At 72.8% G+C, this 15,974-nt stretch carries 13 protein-coding genes and 1 pseudogene; 9 read left to right on the top strand and 5 right to left on the bottom strand.

Features of this window, described 5'->3' with window-relative positions; all coding sequences use genetic code 11:
• The first annotated feature begins 227 nt into the window (after positions 1 to 227).
• Both ABEA82_RS11785 and ABEA82_RS11780 read left to right on the top strand, forming a co-directional pair.
• Positions 228 to 2,315: a PhoX family protein gene (locus tag ABEA82_RS11785; RefSeq protein ID WP_345661354.1), complete on the top strand. Its 2,088-nt coding sequence runs from the start codon at positions 228 to 230 to the stop codon at positions 2,313 to 2,315.
• Between the two features lie 26 nt (positions 2,316 to 2,341).
• A pseudogene (locus tag ABEA82_RS11780) lies at positions 2,342 to 2,494 on the top strand (snapalysin family zinc-dependent metalloprotease); the annotation flags it as partial.
• 59 nt (positions 2,495 to 2,553) lie between these two features.
• Here ABEA82_RS11780 and ABEA82_RS11775 read toward each other — a convergent pair.
• Both ABEA82_RS11775 and ABEA82_RS11770 read right to left on the bottom strand, forming a co-directional pair.
• Positions 2,554 to 3,558: an endonuclease/exonuclease/phosphatase family protein gene (locus ABEA82_RS11775; RefSeq protein WP_345661353.1), complete on the bottom strand. Its 1,005-nt coding sequence runs from the start codon at positions 3,556 to 3,558 to the stop codon at positions 2,554 to 2,556.
• Between the two features lie 128 nt (positions 3,559 to 3,686).
• Positions 3,687 to 4,514, bottom strand: coding sequence for an alpha/beta fold hydrolase (locus ABEA82_RS11770; protein WP_345661352.1), 828 nt, complete (start codon positions 4,512 to 4,514; stop codon positions 3,687 to 3,689).
• Between the two features lie 86 nt (positions 4,515 to 4,600).
• On the opposite strand from ABEA82_RS11770, the gene ABEA82_RS11765 reads away from it, so the two are divergent.
• Positions 4,601 to 5,947: an aminotransferase-like domain-containing protein gene (locus ABEA82_RS11765; RefSeq protein ID WP_345661351.1), complete on the top strand. Its 1,347-nt coding sequence runs from the start codon at positions 4,601 to 4,603 to the stop codon at positions 5,945 to 5,947.
• On the opposite strand, the gene ABEA82_RS11760 is transcribed toward ABEA82_RS11765, so the two are convergent.
• Both ABEA82_RS11760 and ABEA82_RS11755 read right to left on the bottom strand, forming a co-directional pair.
• Positions 5,844 to 6,812 (bottom strand): hypothetical protein, encoded by a 969-nt coding sequence (locus ABEA82_RS11760; protein ID WP_345661350.1) that lies wholly within the window; start codon positions 6,810 to 6,812, stop codon positions 5,844 to 5,846. The two genes, ABEA82_RS11765 and ABEA82_RS11760, sit on opposite strands and share 104 nt — an antisense overlap.
• A gap of 120 nt (positions 6,813 to 6,932) precedes the next feature.
• Complete coding sequence (locus tag ABEA82_RS11755; protein ID WP_345661348.1) at positions 6,933 to 7,382, bottom strand: hypothetical protein; 450 nt, start codon at positions 7,380 to 7,382, stop codon at positions 6,933 to 6,935.
• Positions 7,383 to 7,552: 170 nt separating this feature from the next.
• On the opposite strand from ABEA82_RS11755, the gene ABEA82_RS11750 reads away from it, so the two are divergent.
• The 6 genes from ABEA82_RS11750 to ABEA82_RS11725 all read left to right on the top strand — a co-directional run bounded on the left by ABEA82_RS11750 (position 7,553) and on the right by ABEA82_RS11725 (position 13,803).
• Positions 7,553 to 8,614, top strand: a complete 1,062-nt coding sequence (locus ABEA82_RS11750; RefSeq protein ID WP_345661347.1) for a hypothetical protein — start codon at positions 7,553 to 7,555, stop codon at positions 8,612 to 8,614.
• Between the two features lie 124 nt (positions 8,615 to 8,738).
• A complete protein-coding gene (locus ABEA82_RS11745) occupies positions 8,739 to 9,074 on the top strand; it encodes a hypothetical protein (protein WP_345661346.1) in 336 nt (111 codons plus the stop codon).
• Between the two features lie 3 nt (positions 9,075 to 9,077).
• Positions 9,078 to 11,606: a vWA domain-containing protein gene (locus ABEA82_RS11740; RefSeq protein WP_345661345.1), complete on the top strand. Its 2,529-nt coding sequence runs from the start codon at positions 9,078 to 9,080 to the stop codon at positions 11,604 to 11,606.
• Complete coding sequence (locus ABEA82_RS11735; RefSeq protein WP_345661344.1) at positions 11,603 to 13,012, top strand: extracellular solute-binding protein; 1,410 nt, start codon at positions 11,603 to 11,605, stop codon at positions 13,010 to 13,012. The genes ABEA82_RS11740 and ABEA82_RS11735 overlap by 4 nt, the downstream gene beginning before the upstream one ends.
• Positions 13,013 to 13,120: 108 nt before the next feature.
• Positions 13,121 to 13,609, top strand: coding sequence for a hypothetical protein (locus ABEA82_RS11730; RefSeq protein ID WP_345661343.1), 489 nt, complete (start codon positions 13,121 to 13,123; stop codon positions 13,607 to 13,609).
• 44 nt (positions 13,610 to 13,653) lie between these two features.
• Positions 13,654 to 13,803: a hypothetical protein gene (locus ABEA82_RS11725; RefSeq protein WP_345661342.1), complete on the top strand. Its 150-nt coding sequence runs from the start codon at positions 13,654 to 13,656 to the stop codon at positions 13,801 to 13,803.
• Between the two features lie 102 nt (positions 13,804 to 13,905).
• On the opposite strand, the gene ABEA82_RS11720 is transcribed toward ABEA82_RS11725, so the two are convergent.
• Complete coding sequence (locus ABEA82_RS11720) at positions 13,906 to 15,906, bottom strand: Ig-like domain repeat protein (RefSeq protein WP_345661341.1); 2,001 nt, start codon at positions 15,904 to 15,906, stop codon at positions 13,906 to 13,908.
• Positions 15,907 to 15,974 lie beyond the last annotated feature (68 nt).

The following is a 15,974-nucleotide window of genomic DNA, read 5'->3' as shown; positions in this document are numbered from 1 at the left end:
ACACGTAAGGTTAGCGGCCCTCCTGGGCGATCTTGGGCAGGGTCGGGGATGCGGGGCCCGCCCTGTCAAGAGGGACATCCGGCCTGTGCGAGCGCCCGCCCCTCCCATTGTCCCAAACCCCGTACGGCTGCCCCGGGTTCACTCGTTGTTCATCAGGGCGCCCGGCCCTCGCGCACATGTGCCCCTACGGTCACGCTGAGACCAAGGGCATCCAAGGAGAGAGCAAAGTGCGCAAGCTGCTGCCGTTGATCGGAACGCCGTCCGGTTCCCACCCCGGCGGCCGGTCCGCCTTGACCTGTCGTTTCCGGTGTGGTGACGCCTGCTTCCACGAGGTGCCCAACACCAGCTCCAACGAGTACGTCGGTGACGTGATCGCCGGTGCGATCGGCCGCCGGTCGATGATGCGGGCCGCCGCCGTGGTGACCGTGGCCGCCGCCGGGGCGGGAGCCGTGGGGGTCGGGCAGGCTCCGTCCGCGGCTGCCGCCGGCCCCGCGGGCGCCGCTCCGGCAGCGGGCAGCGAACGGCGTAAAGCCAAGGGCGCCCGCGGGCTGCGCTTCGCGCCGGTCGCACCCAACACCACCGACGCCGTGACCGTGCCGGAGGGGTACGGGCAGAACGTCGTCATCCGCTGGGGCGAGCCCATCCTGCGCGGCGCGCCCTCCTTCGCCCCGGAGAAGCAGACCGCCAAGGCGCAGGCCGGGCAGTTCGGGTACAACTGTGACTTCCTCGCCCTGCTGCCGTTGCCCGGGGAGCGCAACCGGCAGCTGCTCGTCGCCAATCACGAGTACACCGACGAGATCCTGATGTTCCGGGGATACGACCCCGCCAACCCCACCCGTGAGCAGGTCGAGGTCGCCTGGGCCGCCCACGGGCTGTCCGCGGTCGTCGTCGAGGGCGACAAGCGCACCGGCAAGCTCACCGCCGTGCCCCGGCACACCCTCAACCGCCGCGTCACCGCCACCACCGAGTTCCGGCTCACCGGCCCCGTCGCCGGGTCGGACCTGGTGAAGACCTCCGCCGATCCGAGCGGGACCAAGGTGCTGGGCACCCTCAACAACTGCTCGGGCGGTACCACCCCGTGGGGCACGACCCTGCACGGCGAGGAGAACTTCAACCAGTACTTCGCCAACAGCGGCCGCGCCACCGACAAGCGGTACGGCATCGGCACCGGGGCCTCCGAGCGCAAGTGGGAGCGGTTCGACAAGCGCTTCGACGTCGCCAAGGAGCCGAACGAGGTGCACCGGTTCGGGTACGTCGTGGAGTTCGATCCGTACGACCCGGACTCGACCCCTCGTAAGCACACCGCGCTCGGGCGGTTCAAGCACGAGGCCGCGAACATCCGGATGACCGCCGACGGGCGTCCCGTCGTGTACACCGGCGACGACGAGCGGTTCGACTACTTCTACAAGTTCGTCAGCAGCAAGCGGATGAAGCACGGATCGTCGCGTGCCGTGCGTGAGCACAACCTGTCCCTGCTCGACGAGGGGACGCTGTACGTCGCCAAGGTCACCGGTGACTCCCCGGCGATCGAGATCGACGGCACCGGCAAGCTGCCCGCCGACGGCGAGTTCGACGGCAGCGGCGAGTGGATCCCGCTGGCCACCGCCACCGCGAAGGGCGCCGTCTCGCACGTGGACGGGATGAGCGCCGAGGAGGTGTTCGTCTTCACGCGGCTCGCCGGTGACAAGGTCGGGGCGACCAAGATGGACCGGCCCGAGGACATCGAGCCCAACCCGGTGACCGGCAAGGTGTACGTCGCCCTCACCAACAACACCAACCGTGGCGTCGGCTCCAACGCCAAGGCCGACGAGGCCAACCCGCGCAACGCCAACAAGCACGGTCACGTGCTCGAGCTCACCGAGCGCTGGAACCGGCCGGAGAGCACGAAGTTCGCCTGGACGCTCTTCCTCGTCGCCGGTGACCCGGAGGACCCCGCGACTTACTTCGCCGGGTTCCCGAAGGACTCCGTCAGCCAGATCTCCTGCCCGGACAACGTCGCCTTCGACCCCTACGGCAACCTGTGGATCTCCACCGACGGCGCCCAGCTCGGCTCGCACGACGGCCTGTTCGGTGTGGCGACCCGCGGTGAGCGGCGCGGTGAGCTGAAGCAGTTCCTGACCGTGCCGAAGGGGGCCGAGACCTGCGGCCCGATCATCCAGGACCGGCGCGTCCTCGTCGCTGTGCAGCATCCGGGCGAGGTCGACGGCGCGTCCGTGGAGAAGCCGGCCAGCACCTGGCCCGACGGGCCCGGGAAGTACGTCCGTCCGGCCGTCGTGGCCGTGTGGCGTGCCGACGGCGGCGACATCGGCGTCTGAGCGGCCCCGGGGGCAGCGGCGGATGAGGCCCGTGCAGTGAGCTGATGTCCGGTGGCGGCCCCGGCACGTCCTGCACCAACGCCAACCCGAACGCCACCGAGCGGGCCCGGGTGAACCAGCTGTGGGCCAACGGACTCGCGGCGGCGATGGACAAGGCGCTGGAGAAGTCCGGCCGTTAGGGCCCGGACCCCGAACGAGATGCGGCCGTCCTCCACACCGGAGGGCGGCCGCCTCGGTGTCAGCGGCGCTCGTGGAGCGTGAGGTCCGTGACGACCGCGCGGTGGTCGGTGCCGGCCACGTCCAGGACGCGGGCGCGGCTCGCGCCGAAGTCCTCCGACACCAGGACGTGGTCGATCTGCGCGCCGAACGTCGGAGCCGTGGAGGCCGGCCAGGTGGCCGTGCGGTCGGCGCCGTCCAGGCGGGACGCGTCGTACAGGCCGGTGTCGAGGATGCGGCGGAAGACGGCGTGGTCCTGGGAGGCGTTGAAGTCGCCGGCCAGTACGAGGGGGATGCCGCGGTCGGTGGCGGCCGCGTGGCGCAGGGCGCCCAGCTCGCGCTTCCAGAGGTCCACCTGGCCGGGCAGCGGGGGCATGGGGTGGGCCAGCTGGAGGCGTACGGGGTGGCCGTCGACGTCGGCGACCGCACCGGGCATGCCCATCGTGCCGGGGACGCCGGCCGTGGGCCGCAGGGGGAAGCGGCTGAGGATGACGGAGCCCTCGGAGCCGCCGCCCTCGACAGCCCGGCGGTGCGGATAGTCCTGCGAGAGGTCCGCCTTCAGCCGGGCGTCGCACGCGTAGTCGCATTCCTCCACGAAGACCACGTCCGGTTCCTCGCGGCGGACGGTGGCGACCAGGGACGCGGTGCCCTGCCCGAACTCCACGTTCGAGGTGAGGACGCGCAGTTCGGCGACCGGGCGGCCGACCGGGTCGCCGACCTTGCCGTACGGGTCGGTGTACCAGGCGAGCAGGCCGAGCAGGACGACTCCCCAGAGCATCCCGAGCCACCAGCGGGACAGCAGCGCGAGCAGCAGCGCCAGCGCGGTCGGCGCGAGCAGCCAGGGAAGGAAGGCGAGGAGCTGCGGGACCGGGGTGATGCCGTCGCTGTCGGCGGTCCGGAAGCCGACGACCACGCTCACCCCGATGAAGAGCAGGCCGGCGCACCAGGCGGCGAGGCGCCGTCCGGGACGACGGTGCTCCGGGCCGTCGTCGGTGGCGGCCCACTCGGCAGCAGCGGCGGTGTTCAAATCCCGGCCTCCCGTTCGCGAGGTGAGATGCCCGAATCCTCCCTCAACGGCGGATCTTCCTCAACGGTGGATCTCCCTCAAAGGCGGCTCCTGCCCCAAGGCGGCTCCTCCTCGACGGCGGATCTCCCTCAAAGACGGGGTGGGGCGGGAGAAGGTTGCCGTTCGTCGACGCGGGTCAGGAACTCGCCCAGTGCCTTGTCGAACACCTCGGGGCGTTCCAGGTTCGGCATGTGGGCCGCGCCCTCGACCACGAGCAACGCCGAGTCCGGGAGGGCCGTGTGCATGGCCCGGGCGTCGGAGACCGGCGTGAAGTCGTCGTCGGCTCCCACGACGACCAGGGCCGGGACGGATACGCGGGTCAGCAGGTCGCGGTAGTCGGGGCGCCGGGCGCGGGCGCGCAGGGCAGCGGCGGCGCCCTCGGGCGCGGTGGCCGTCATCATGCGGTGCACGTGGGCCTTGACCTCGGCGGGGGCGTACGGGGCGACCATCCGCTCCAGGACCTCGTCGGCGTAGCCGCGCATGCCCTCCCGCAGGAGGCGGTCCGCCATGGCGTCGCGGGTGCGGACGCCCTCGGGGGTCTCCGCCGCCGGGAAGGTGTCCGCGAGGACCAGGCCGCGGACCCGGTCGGGGAAGAGGCGGTAGCAGTCCATGACGATCTGGCCGCCCATCGACAGGCCCGCCAGGACGCAGGACTCCACCTCCAGCTCGTCCAGCAGGGCCTCGATGTCCCGGGCGAATCCGGAGAAGTCCGTGACGGCCGGGGTGGTCGGGGAGGCGCCGTAGCCGCGCAGGTCGGGGGCGATGACGCGGCGGGCCGTCGAGAACGTGTCGAGCTGCGGGGCCCACATCGTGCGGTCGAAGGGGTGGCCGTGCACGAGGACCAAGGGGACCGGAGGGACAAGCGGCTGCCCGTCGGTTACGGGGCCTTTGTCCTCGTATGCGAGGAAGGGTGCCATGTGAGGACCCTATGCCGCCCCAACTCCTCGGTGCAATAAGATCTTTGCTCTCGGTGCAATCCGAGAGGGCCGACGAGGGGAGCCTCATGGGGGACTACCGGCGCATCGCGGACCTGCTCGCCGACGACATCGCCGCCGGACGGCTCAGGCCCGGCCAACGCCTCCCGCCACAGCGGGCGTTCGCGCGGCGCCGGGGCATCGCCCCGTCGACGGCCGGGCGGGTGTACGCCGAGCTCGTACGACGTGGGCTGGTCGTCGGCGAGGTCGGGCGCGGCACCTTCGTACGGGCCGCTCCGGCGGGACCAGCGGGGCGGGCGCTGGCCGAGCCCGGCCCGGCCGACGCTCCCGTCAACCTGGAGCTCAACTACCCCCGCGCACCCGGTCAGGCGGAGCTCCTCGCGCCCGTCCTCGCCCCCCTGCTCCGTCCCGACGTGCTGGCCGAGGCCCTGCTGCCGGCCGCCGCCACCGGCACCGAGTCCGCCCGGGAGGCCGCGGTCGCCCTGCTCGCCACGCCCGGCTGGCGCCCCGACCCGGCCCGGCTGCTGTTCACCGGCAACGCCCGCCAGGCCATCGCCGCGGTCCTGGCCTCCCTGGTCCGGCCGGGCGGCCGGGTCGGCGTCGAGCAGCTGACGTATCCGCTGGTCAAGGAGATCGCGGCCCGGCTGGGCATCACTCTGGTGCCGCTGGCCGGTGACGCGGCCGGGCTGTTCCCGGAGGCCGTCGCGGCCGCGCACCGCACGGCCCCCCTGTCCGCCCTCTACGTCCAGCCGACGCTGCACAACCCGACGTCGCTGACGACGAGCGGGCCCCGGCTGCTCCAGCTCGCCCAGCTGGTCCACGACCTGAACCTGCCGGTCGTGGAGGACCGCATCTGGTCCTTCCTGCAGACCCCCGGGGACCCTCTCGCCGTGCACGCCCCCGCCCTCACGCACGTCGTCGACGGTCTCTCCAAGCGGGTCGCTCCAGGGCTGACCGTCGGGTTCCTCGTCGTGCCGCCGCACCGGGTCGGTGCCGTCGCCGATGCCGTGCGCTCGGGCGGGTGGAGCGCGGGGCGGTTCGCGCTGGAAGCGGCCGTGCGGTGGGCCGGGGAGGGAACCGTGGCGCGGCTGACGGAGGCCAAGCGCGCGGACGCGACGCGCAGGCAGCGGATCCTCGCCGAGGAACTCGCCGGTTTCGCCGTACGGTCCGACCCGCGCGCCTACTTCGCCTGGTGGGAGCTGCCCGCCCCGTGGCGCGCGGACACCTTCACGGCGGCCGCCGCGGCGCACGGCATCGCCGTCACACCCGGTCCCGCCTTCGCCGTCGCCCCCGGCCACACGCCCGACGCCGTCAGGCTCGGGCTCGCCTCGGCCCCGGAGCGCGATCTGCGGCGGGCGCTGCGGACGCTCGCGCACGTCGCCGCGCGGCGCGCCGGGGACCGTACCGGCCCGTGAGCCAGGAGCCGAGCGCCACCGCCAGACCGAGCGCCAGCAGCAGCCAGGACACCGTGCGCAGGGTCTCCGTCAGGGCGTCGTAGACCGCGCCCGCGGCCGGGCGGTGCAGGGCGTCGGGCAGGTCGGCGAGGGTGAGGCGGCGGCCGATCGCGACGGCGAGGACGAGCAGCCCGCCGCCCAGGGCCGTGCCGAGCCCCAGGGCGGTGACCGCCCGGCGCCGGCACGCGGCGACGGCGATCCCGGCGGCGGCGAGGACGGCGGCGGTGAGCGGCAGCCAGAAGGCGGCGGTGTCCAGCACGTGGTACCCCGTGCGCAGCCGGTCCACGTTCCCGGCGGGGAGCACCGGGACGCGGGTGTGCGTGACCGGGATGCGGTGGGCGAACGACACGTGGTCGTCGGTGAGTTGGCGTTTGACCCGGGCGACGACCGGGGCGAGGTCGACGGTCACCTCGGCCGCGCGCGCCTCGTCGTGGCGCAGCGCGCGCAGCACGGCCGCGTGCAGGGCCCGGTTCGCCGCGTCCCAGGCCGCGCGGAACGCCTCGGTCCGGGTGAACGACCGCACCGCGTCGTGCACGAACGGCCCGGCCGCGCCGCGCAGCGGACCGGTGTCGAGCTCGGGCCCGGCCGCCCGCATGATGCCGTCCGCGACGGCGTCCGCGACCGCCTGCCGCACATCCGGGTCGGCGGCGAGCGGCGCCATCGTACGGACGTAGCGGCCGGTGTCGGTCAGCCCGTGCGCCGCCCAGGAGGCGAGCGCCCCGAACGGCACGAGCAGGCACGCGAGGGCCAGCAGAACGGCCGACAGGGCGTTCCGCAGTCGTGGGGGCGCCTGCTCGGATACGGGCGCCCGGTCGCGCTCGGTCACCCCTCCAGGCAAGGCCGCTCCGGCCCGGCACGCGAGCGGCGTGACTGCATTCGGCCCCACATGTCGAGCCGAACGGGCGCCGAACGGGCGCCCCGCGTACCCGGCCGGCCCGGATCGGGATCAGGCGACGCGGCGGCCGGCCGCGTCCTCGTGCGTGTAGTAGCGGTAGAACATGATCACGAAGGCGCCCGCCCCGGCCACCAGGCCCAGCCACATGGACCACAGCACGGAGTAGCCGGACAGGCTGATGAGGAAGCCGGCCGCGCAGCCCGTGAAGGCGAACCAGAGCACCGCGTGCAGTTCGCGTCGCAGCCTCGGGCCGAAGTGCCACACGGCGCCGTACAGGACGGCGAACACCAGCGCGCTGAGGAAGCCGAGCAGCAGGTTCCAGCCCGTGATGGGCCCGCCGTAGCGCTGGATGGCCGCGGCCCAGTAGCCGTAGACCAGCCCCAGGACGACGGGGACCACGACCTTGGCGATCGCGTGGGTCCGCGCGCTGAAGACGTCGGGTGTGCGAGGCCGCGTGAGCTGTTCGGTCACGCCCTGTGAGGCGGGTGCCGCGTGCGCCATGAGAGTTCTCCTCTCTCCCTGCCCCTGCCTACCAGAGCACACCGCCGGGCAGGCGCTGGCAAGTCGGCGGGCGAATCCCCCTAAGGCGGACGTTTACGGTCCTGAGACCCCCCTTCGCAGCCGCAGCGGTTACGGTGCTGCCGTACGTGATCGACAGGGGGAGGGACGAGATGCCCGGAACCGTGCTGCTGCTGGCGGCCTCGCCGGTGGGCAAGGGGCGTCTGGTGGACGCCGCCTCCGTGCTGCCCGTCCTGGCCGCCGTCCCACCCTCCGTGCTGTCCGGCACGGACACCGCGAACGTCGTCGAACTCGCCGACCCGCTGGAACCGCAGGCCGTCCTCACCCGGCTGCGCGCCGCCGCCGCGGCACCCGGCCCGCTCACCGTGTTCGTCACGGGCCAGCTGGTGCTCGACCGCCGCCAGCGCCTGCCGCACCTCGCGCTGGCCCGCACCACCGCGTCCACCGCCCGCTACACGGCGTTCCCCTGGCACTGGTTCCGGGACGAACTGCGCCTCAGGCCGGCCGGGGCGACGACCCTCCTGCTCGACCTGCACGCGGACGCCGAGACCTGGGAGCTGCTGCGGAGCACACCCCTGGACTCGGGCCGCGGCAACGCCGTGCACGGCCGTATCGCGCCGCCGCCGTCCAGACGCGCGGTCGGGGCGCCCGCCTACATGAAGGCCGTCGCGACGATCCTGCGCAGCGGGGTCCGGCCGCCGGCGGAGCAGTTGCACCAGCAGGCGCTGACCCGGATCGCGGCGGAGAACGCGGGCGCGGACATCGTGATCAGCACACCGGGACCGTCGGCCGGTGACCCGCACGCCGCCATCACCGCCGCCGTCCAGTCCGGCCGTCACTCCGACGCCGACGCGCTCGCCGCCCGCAACGAGCAGGCGGCCGTCGCCGCCCACGGGCCCGCCTCGGAGGAGGCGCTGCACTGGGCCGAGGTCCGGGCGGATCTGGCGATGTTCGCCGGGGACGCGGCCCGCAGCTGCCACACCTGGCTGACGGTGGCCACCGTGCGGCTGAACGCCGGGCAGGCACCCGACGCGCCCGCCGTCGAGGCCGCCGTGGACCGGGCCCACCACCAGTGGGGCCAGGTCCGCGACACCGCCAGCGCCCGCGATCTGGGCGCCGCGCTCGCCGAGTTGCGGGGGCGGGTGCCCGGGCGGCGCGAGGGCGCGCTGGACCATGTGCAGCGCCAGTTGCGGCAGTTGCAGACGCAGGGCTGAGAACTCCCGCGCCCTGTGCGACGGGTGGGACAGGGGTGGGCAACCGCTCTCGCGGGTCATGTCACAGGTCTGCCGCCGGGCCTGACCCGGTGTCATGATGTCGGACATGACAGAGGGGGACCAAGTGGCTGTCTTAGGCGTACGCGTCCGGCTGGGCGCCGGCGCGACCGTGGACGACGTCAGAGCTCTGAAGACGTGGCTGGAGCGGGAAGAACCGCTGGAGAGACTGTGCTCCGAAGAGGTCCTGAGCATCGAGGAGCGGACCAGCACGGACGCCGCCAAGGGGCGGCTGGGGCCCGACCTCGAACTCGTCCTCAAAGTGCTCGGTGACGTCGTCACCATCGCGGCCCTGACCGAGTACACCGCACGCGCGGTGAAGACCTGGACGAACAACCGCCGCAGGCTCCAGGGCGGCGATCCCGATCCGCAGATCCGCCCGCTGGAACCCGACGGGGAGTAGGCCGTGGGCCGCTTCGACCCGCGTCGCAAGGTGAACCGGGCGCTGCTGGTCGGTGTGTCCGAGTACGACCACACGGCACCGGACCCGCAGGGCGTGGCCTGCCAGCTCCCCGCCGTGCGGCACAACCGGAGGGCACTCGAGGACGCGCTGAACGGTGGCGGTGTGTTCGGCGAGGGCGAGGTGAGGGCCCTGCCCTCGCCCACCCCGGACCAGTTCACGGGCGCGCTGCGCCGCGCCTGCCGGGAGACCAGGGGTCTGCTGCTGCTCTACTTCGCCGGGCACGCCGTCACCTCCACATCCGGCAACGAGCTGCACCTCCAGCTGCGCACGGCGAGGGTGCTCACCGGGAACGGGCTGCCCGGTTCGGTGAGTTTCACCCAGGTGCTGGGCGAGCTGGCCGACAGCCGTGCCGAGCAGGTGGTGGTGATCCTCGACTGCTGCTACGCGGGCAACGCCGCGGGAATCTGGCACCGCTTCGACGATCCGAAGCGGAAGAAGGACAAGATCCTGCTGCTGATGAGCGTGCAGCCGAACCGCTGCATCCTGGGCGGGGACGCCGACGAGGCCACGCCGTTCACCCGGGAGCTGGCGCGCGTCCTCGACCAGGGCGGGGAGGTGTCGCTGTCCGAGCTGTACGCCGCGGTGAAGAAGCGGATGGCCGAGGCGAGGTACAAGGCGGAGGACGACGACCCGCAGCGGCCCCAGGCGCTGGCACCCCCGTGGGACCCGGACGCGGACGTGCTGCTGGCGGCGGGACCGGTGCCGCCGCCCCCGCCGCCGCCCCCGGCCGGCCTCTCCTGGCTCCGGCGTCTGCTCGCCCGCGCCCGGACCGCCGTCGGTGGCCTGTTCGGCCGCACCGTCCTGGCGCTGCTGCTGGCGTTCCTCGCCATCGGCACCGCCGGCTACGTGATCCTGGAGTGGACCGGGAACTCCGGCCCCTGCCGCCCGGTGGAGCTGCGGGTCCTCACCGACCCGGATCTGGAGCCGGCGATGCGGGCGGCGGCGGACGCCTACCTCGCCTCCGGTGACAACACCGCCGAGGACGGCTGCCGGCGCAGCGGCATCACCGTCTACAGCGCGGGCGCCGCCGGCGTGGTGACCGCGCTGGGCGGGCGCACCGACCCCTGGCAGCGGCCGCGCGAGGACGACAACCCGCAGCGGGACATCGGCCCGCAGCCGGACGTGTGGATCCCCGCCACCCGCGCGGACGCCCGCCGGGCCGGCGCCCTCCAGGGGGACCACGACCGGGTCTTCGCCCGGCTGGAGGCGGACTCCGCGCCGCTCGCCTACTCGCCGGTCGTGCTGGCCGTCCCCCCTGGCCTCGCCGACTCCGGCGCGTCCGGGGGGCGGTCGCTGTCGGAGCTCGTCGACGCCCTGGAGGCCGTCGACCCGAAGGCCCAGGTGCGGCGCCCCGACCCGGGGTTCACCGGCGCGGCACTGCTGGCGACGGTGGGCCTGTACGGCGGCGGGGCCGACGCGCGCAGCGCCGAGCGGGGCATCTCCCGGCCGGTCCGGCCCGACTCCTCGGCGCTCCGGCTGCTGTGCACGCTGCCCGACGACAACGCCGTGGACGACCACAGCGCGGCCCTGGTCCCCGAGTTCCTGCTCAGGAGCGGCATCGGCTGCCATCCGGCCACGCGCGCCCCGCGCACCGCCGTCTACCCCGACGACGTCCCCGGCCTGGAACCGACGTTCGTCCGGGTGCGCTGGGAGGACGGCGACCGGGACGAGAAGGCGCGGGACGAGGAGGTGAACCGGTTCCGTGACTGGCTGACCGGCGAGGACGGCCGGGCGGTCCTCGGCGGGCAGGGGTTCCGGTCCGCGACGGCGCAACGCGGTCTGCTCGACCCCAAGTCGGCCCGCTGGGGGATGACCGAGTCGGTCGCCGCCACGGACCCCGCCGACCCGGCGGAGATGGACTCGGCACTGGAGCGGTACGGCAACGCGCACGGACCCGGCCGGGTCCTGTACCTCCTCGACAGCTCCGGCTCGATGGCCGGCCTGTGGGACGGATCCAGCGGCGGCCCCGGCATCCTGAAGCAGACCCTGACCGGGCTCGGCGGGGAGGACGAGTACGGGGTGTGGGCGGTGCACGGCCTGGGAGACGGCGGCGGTACGCACACCGAACTGCTCGGCTTCGGCACGCACGCCCGCAAGGACGCCGAGCGTGCCCTCGACACCGCGAAGGTCCGGGACGCGGAGGCCGATCCACCCGCCGCGCTGCTCGACGCCCTGGACTTCATGCGGGAGCGCGGCGGCGACGACGAGCGGCCGCAGCTGATCGTGTACCTGACCGACGGCGAGGACGACGACCGCCTGAGCGGGGACCGCCGGCAGCAGGTGGCCGACCGGGCCCGGGCCTCGGGCGTGCCCGTCGCCATGGTCACCCTGAAGAGCGGGGCCTGTGACCGTGACCGCCCCGCCACGCAGATCGCGGAGGCCGGCCGGGGCCGCTGCCTCGACCCCGGGGACGACCTCGTGCCCGACCTGCGCGACGAGGTGGCCCACACCGGAACGGGGGAGGAACGATGACCCGCCGCCTGCCGGCCTTCGTGCCGGCGCTGCTGTCCCTGCTGGCGCTCGCCGCCTGCTCCGGTGGTGAGGTGCGGCAGCCGCCGCCGGGCGCCGACACCTCGTCCCGGATCGTGGTGGCCAGCGGACAGGACGTCACCGGCAAGAACGGCATCCGCCAGCAGCTCATCGACGCCTGGAACGAGCGGGAGGGCAAGCAGGGCTACCGGGCCCGTCTGGTGGAACTCCCCGGCTCGGCCGACCAGCAGCGCAGCCAGCTGCTCGGCGCCCTCCAGTCCGGCAGCGCCGACTACGACGTGGTGAACCTGGACGTGACCTGGATCCCGGAGTTCGCCGACGCCGGCCTGATCCGCCCGCTGACCGACACGGCGGTCACCTCGCCCGGGGACCTCATCCCGTCGGTGGACAGCACGTCGTACTGGGACGGCGAGCGGTACGCGGTCCCGTTCAACAGCGACGCGGGCCTGCTGTACTACCGCAAGGACCACCTGCTCAAGGCCGGTGCCTCCCGGACCGACCTCAGCGAGGGGCTCACCTGGGACGAGCTGCGGGAACTGTTCGACGCCGTGGACCGCGCCCACCTCGACGGCCAGGAGGCGGGCTGGACCACCCAGCTCGCCGCGTACGAGGGCCGCACCGTCAACGCGATCGAGGCGTTCGCCTCTGCCGTACCCGACTTCCGCCTGACCGACGACGACGGCGAATACGCCGCGACGCGGGAGCAGTTGACGGCGGGCGTGACGGAACTGCGCGCGCGCACCGCGGGGTCGTACACCCTCGACGAGGCCCTGGAGTCGCGGGAGGCCGAGTCGCTCAGCGCGTTCGCGGAGGGCCGCACCACCTTCCTGCGGCACTGGCCGTACGTCTACCCGGCCCTGTACGAGACCTTCAAGGACCATCTCGGTGTGGCCCGGCTGCCCGGCAAGGCCGTGCTCGGCGGGCAGAACCTGGCCGTCACCTCCTCCGCCTCCGGGCAGCGGGCCGCCAAGGCGTCCGAACTGATCGCGTTCCTCACCGACCCGGACAGCGAACGCTGCCTGCTGCGCGCCGGGTTCGCCGCGACCCGGACCTCCGCCTACCAGGAGCCCGGGTCCGCGCCCGCGTGCCGGCACGCTCCTGCCTACGCGGAGACGCCCTCGGCGTCCCCGACCGGCGAGAGCACGCTCCGTACGCCGCCCGACCGGTTCCCCGACGGCACCAGCTACTCCCGCGACATCCTGCTCCCGGCCCTGCGCGAGGCCGCGCACCGCCCCCGCACTCCCCGGTACGGCGCGGTGACCCACACCCTCATCACCGAACTGGACGCCCTGTACGGGCCGCCGAGCGGGCCGGGCGGCAGCCGGCCGGGCGACGCGGAGGTCGCGAAAAGTCTTGACGAGGCTTTGAACAGGGTTTTGCCAGGTTGAATTCCCTCCTCGTGATGTTCACAGTTCCTCCATTGCGTACGTATGTCGCCGTGGGTAGCCTCAATTTCGCACTGACCATGCACTGACCATGCAATTAGGAAAACGGGGATGGACTTCGTGAGCATACGAAGCAAGGGGATTTCTGCTGTCATCACCTTCGCCATGACCGGCGCGCTGTGCGGCGTCGGGGCGCAGGCGGCGAGCGCGGCTCCGGCCCAGCCGGAGGTGCGCGCCGGAGCGGACGAGATCTGCGCGGTCCTGGGGATCGGCAGCGGCGCGGCGGGCCTCAGCAAGGCCCTGGCCAAGGGCGCCTCGTGGGTCGGCATCGGCGCCAGCATCGGGTGCTACGCCTACACGAAGGCCAAGGAGGCCACGCCCGCCGAGAAGCGCGCCGCCATGATCAAGTCCTACGAGAAGTACCAGGCCATGAGCGACATCAAGAAGCTCGACGCACTCGGCTACTACTGTCGGAAGAAGGAGAGCGGCGGTGGCGGTGGCACCGATGTCGCGCCCGTCGGCAACCCGACGGTCATGGTCGGCTGGCGCGACATCAAGATGAAGGGCGTGACGTACAAGTGCACGGCCAACAGGGACTGACCGGCCGCCGCGGACCGGGGTACGGAGAACGTCTTCTGTTCTCCGTGGCGCTGGTCGTGGTGAGCCTGCTGTGGATCACGCAGGACATGGCGACGTGGGCGACCGCGATATGCGGCGTCGGTGCGGCCGTAGGCGCGCTGGGCGTTTTCTATTTCGGCTGGCGTTATCTTCGCGCCCGCGGGAATTCACGCTGACTGAATTCTTCGGTCGCTTCTTTTCGGCGCGTATTCCACGCCCGTCCGGCCGCCGCGGCATCGACACCGCGGCGCGCCGGTCGGGCGTGTGCCGTTCCTGCGTCAGCGCGTGAAGACGAAGTACTTCCACGACCCGTAGGTCGTCGTGTTCACGTTGTCGCCCGACGTCGGGTCGATGTACGACGAGCGGATGCGGAAACGCGGACCGATCGGCGGCGTGTCGTCGAGCGCCACCGTGTCCTTGCCGTAGCGGTCGAGGGCGAAGTACTCCGTGGCCGTGGTGTGCCACGCGCCGTCGGTGTAACGCTGGACCTGGAGCTGGTACTTGCGGCCCGGGTACATCGACATCGTCGTGTTCAGGACCGGGTCCTTGGACTGGTGGAAGTAGGCGTACTTCTGGTTCCAGGCGGTCGCCGTCTTGTAGGCGCCGCTCAGCGACGTCGAGACCTTGACCTTGGTGTAGACCGAGTTGGTGACCGACTTCGCGGCGTACCGAGTGTCGCCCGTGAACTTCGCGGTGACCTTCGCGTCCCGGGTCAGGTGGACCGTCGCCGACAGATTGCCGTCCGCGTTCACCGTGCCCTTCTTGACCAGCGCGTTCGGCTTGTCGGAGCCGTACGGGTCGGCCCAGATCTCGACGGTGCGGTTCTTGTACGTTGTGCCGAGGTGCGCGGTGAAGGTGACGTCGGAGCCGTAGTCGTACACCTTGCCGTTGTTGTTCAGCGTCAGCGCGGTCGTGGTCTTCGCGACGGTGAGCGCGTGGGTGGCGGTGGCGCCCGCGTGGTCACCGTCGCCCGCGTACGTCACCGTGTAGGTCACCTTGCCGCCGGCCGGCGGGGTGTCCGTGAAGGAGTACGAGCCGTCGGCGGCGACCGTGGCCGTGCCGAGGGCCTTGCCGGACGGGGACTCGTCGTCGGTACGGGTGACGGAGACCTTCGTGCCCGCCGGGAACGCCGTCGACGAGGAGAGCGCGCCCGTGAGCGTGAGGGGCTTGGCACGGGTGGCCGAGGCGGCGGCGTTCACCGTGAGGGTGGTGGACGCCTTCGTCGGAGCGTCGAGAACGCGCAGCGAGTAGACGTCGCTGTCGTTCTGCGATATCGCGAACAGCCTGCTCTCGTCCGGTGCCCAGGCGAGGCCCGCCGGAGCGAGGGTGTCGGCGCCGCTGCTGTTGCCGGTGTTGGGGAAGTCGTACTGTCTCAGCGGCATGGAGACGCCCGGCTTGAAGACGTGCACGTCCGGGTCGTACCAGGAGAACGTGCCTGCCGCGACGTCGCCGTTCGGGGCGATGTCCACCGCGTTCGGGTACGTGTTGGTGACGTACTTGCCGTCGGCGGACAGGTCCGGGAGCTTGTACACCGCCTGGTAGTACGGGGCTCCGCTGGCCGTGACGACGTCCTTGCCGTCCGGCGTGACCGCGAGGTCCCGGAGGTTGCCGCCGCCGGTGCTGCCCGGGTCGAAGGCGTAGGCCGTACGGCTCGCCGTGCCGGAGGAGACGTCGTACACGGCGAGTACGACCGGGCTCTGGCCCGGCGCGCCCGCCACCAGCGTGCCCGCCGCGCCCGGGGAGGCGTCCAGGATCGGGGCCTCGTAGAAGGTGCGGCCGGTGTCCTGGTTCAGGGTGAGGCCCGGGTCGGCGGCGCTCGGGTCGAGCGAGCCGATGTTGCCGTTGCCGGAGGCGCCGTAGCTGAACCAGAGCTTGCCGCCGGCGAGGGCCACGTACGCGGGGCCGGCGCCCGCGCCCGTGGAGAAGCGGCGCGACTCCGTCGCGGTCGCCGTGTCGATCGCGACGACCGCGTCGGCGTCGTGCACGGCCGCGTACAGCGTGCCCGAGTCGGGCGACAGCTCCAGGCCATGCACTCCGGGCAGCGAGCCCACGGTGGAGACGACCTTGCCCGCGTAGTCGGTGACGACGACCTGCCCGGCCGTCGGGTCGCTGATGAAGACGCGCTGGTGGACCCCGTCGACGACCATGTCACCGGTCGACTTCAGGGGCAGGAGCGCGCTGGAGTCGGCCGCCGCCGGCCCGGCGCCCGCCGCGACGAGCGTGACCGAGCTGAAGAGGACCGCGAGCGCTGTCGCGGCCGTGAGAGTGCGTCTGCGCACGGTTGGTTCGAACCCCCCGGAACGAAAAGAAGTGATCAACCTGCGCAGGTTAAGGCACACCACTGACA

Origin of the sequence: Streptomyces venetus, assembly GCF_039540295.1 — a bacterium.
GTDB classification, from domain to species: domain Bacteria; phylum Actinomycetota; class Actinomycetes; order Streptomycetales; family Streptomycetaceae; genus Streptomyces; species Streptomyces venetus.
The sequence above is the reverse complement of the archived record's forward strand: the minus strand, read 5'-3'. Positions and strand labels throughout refer to the sequence as shown.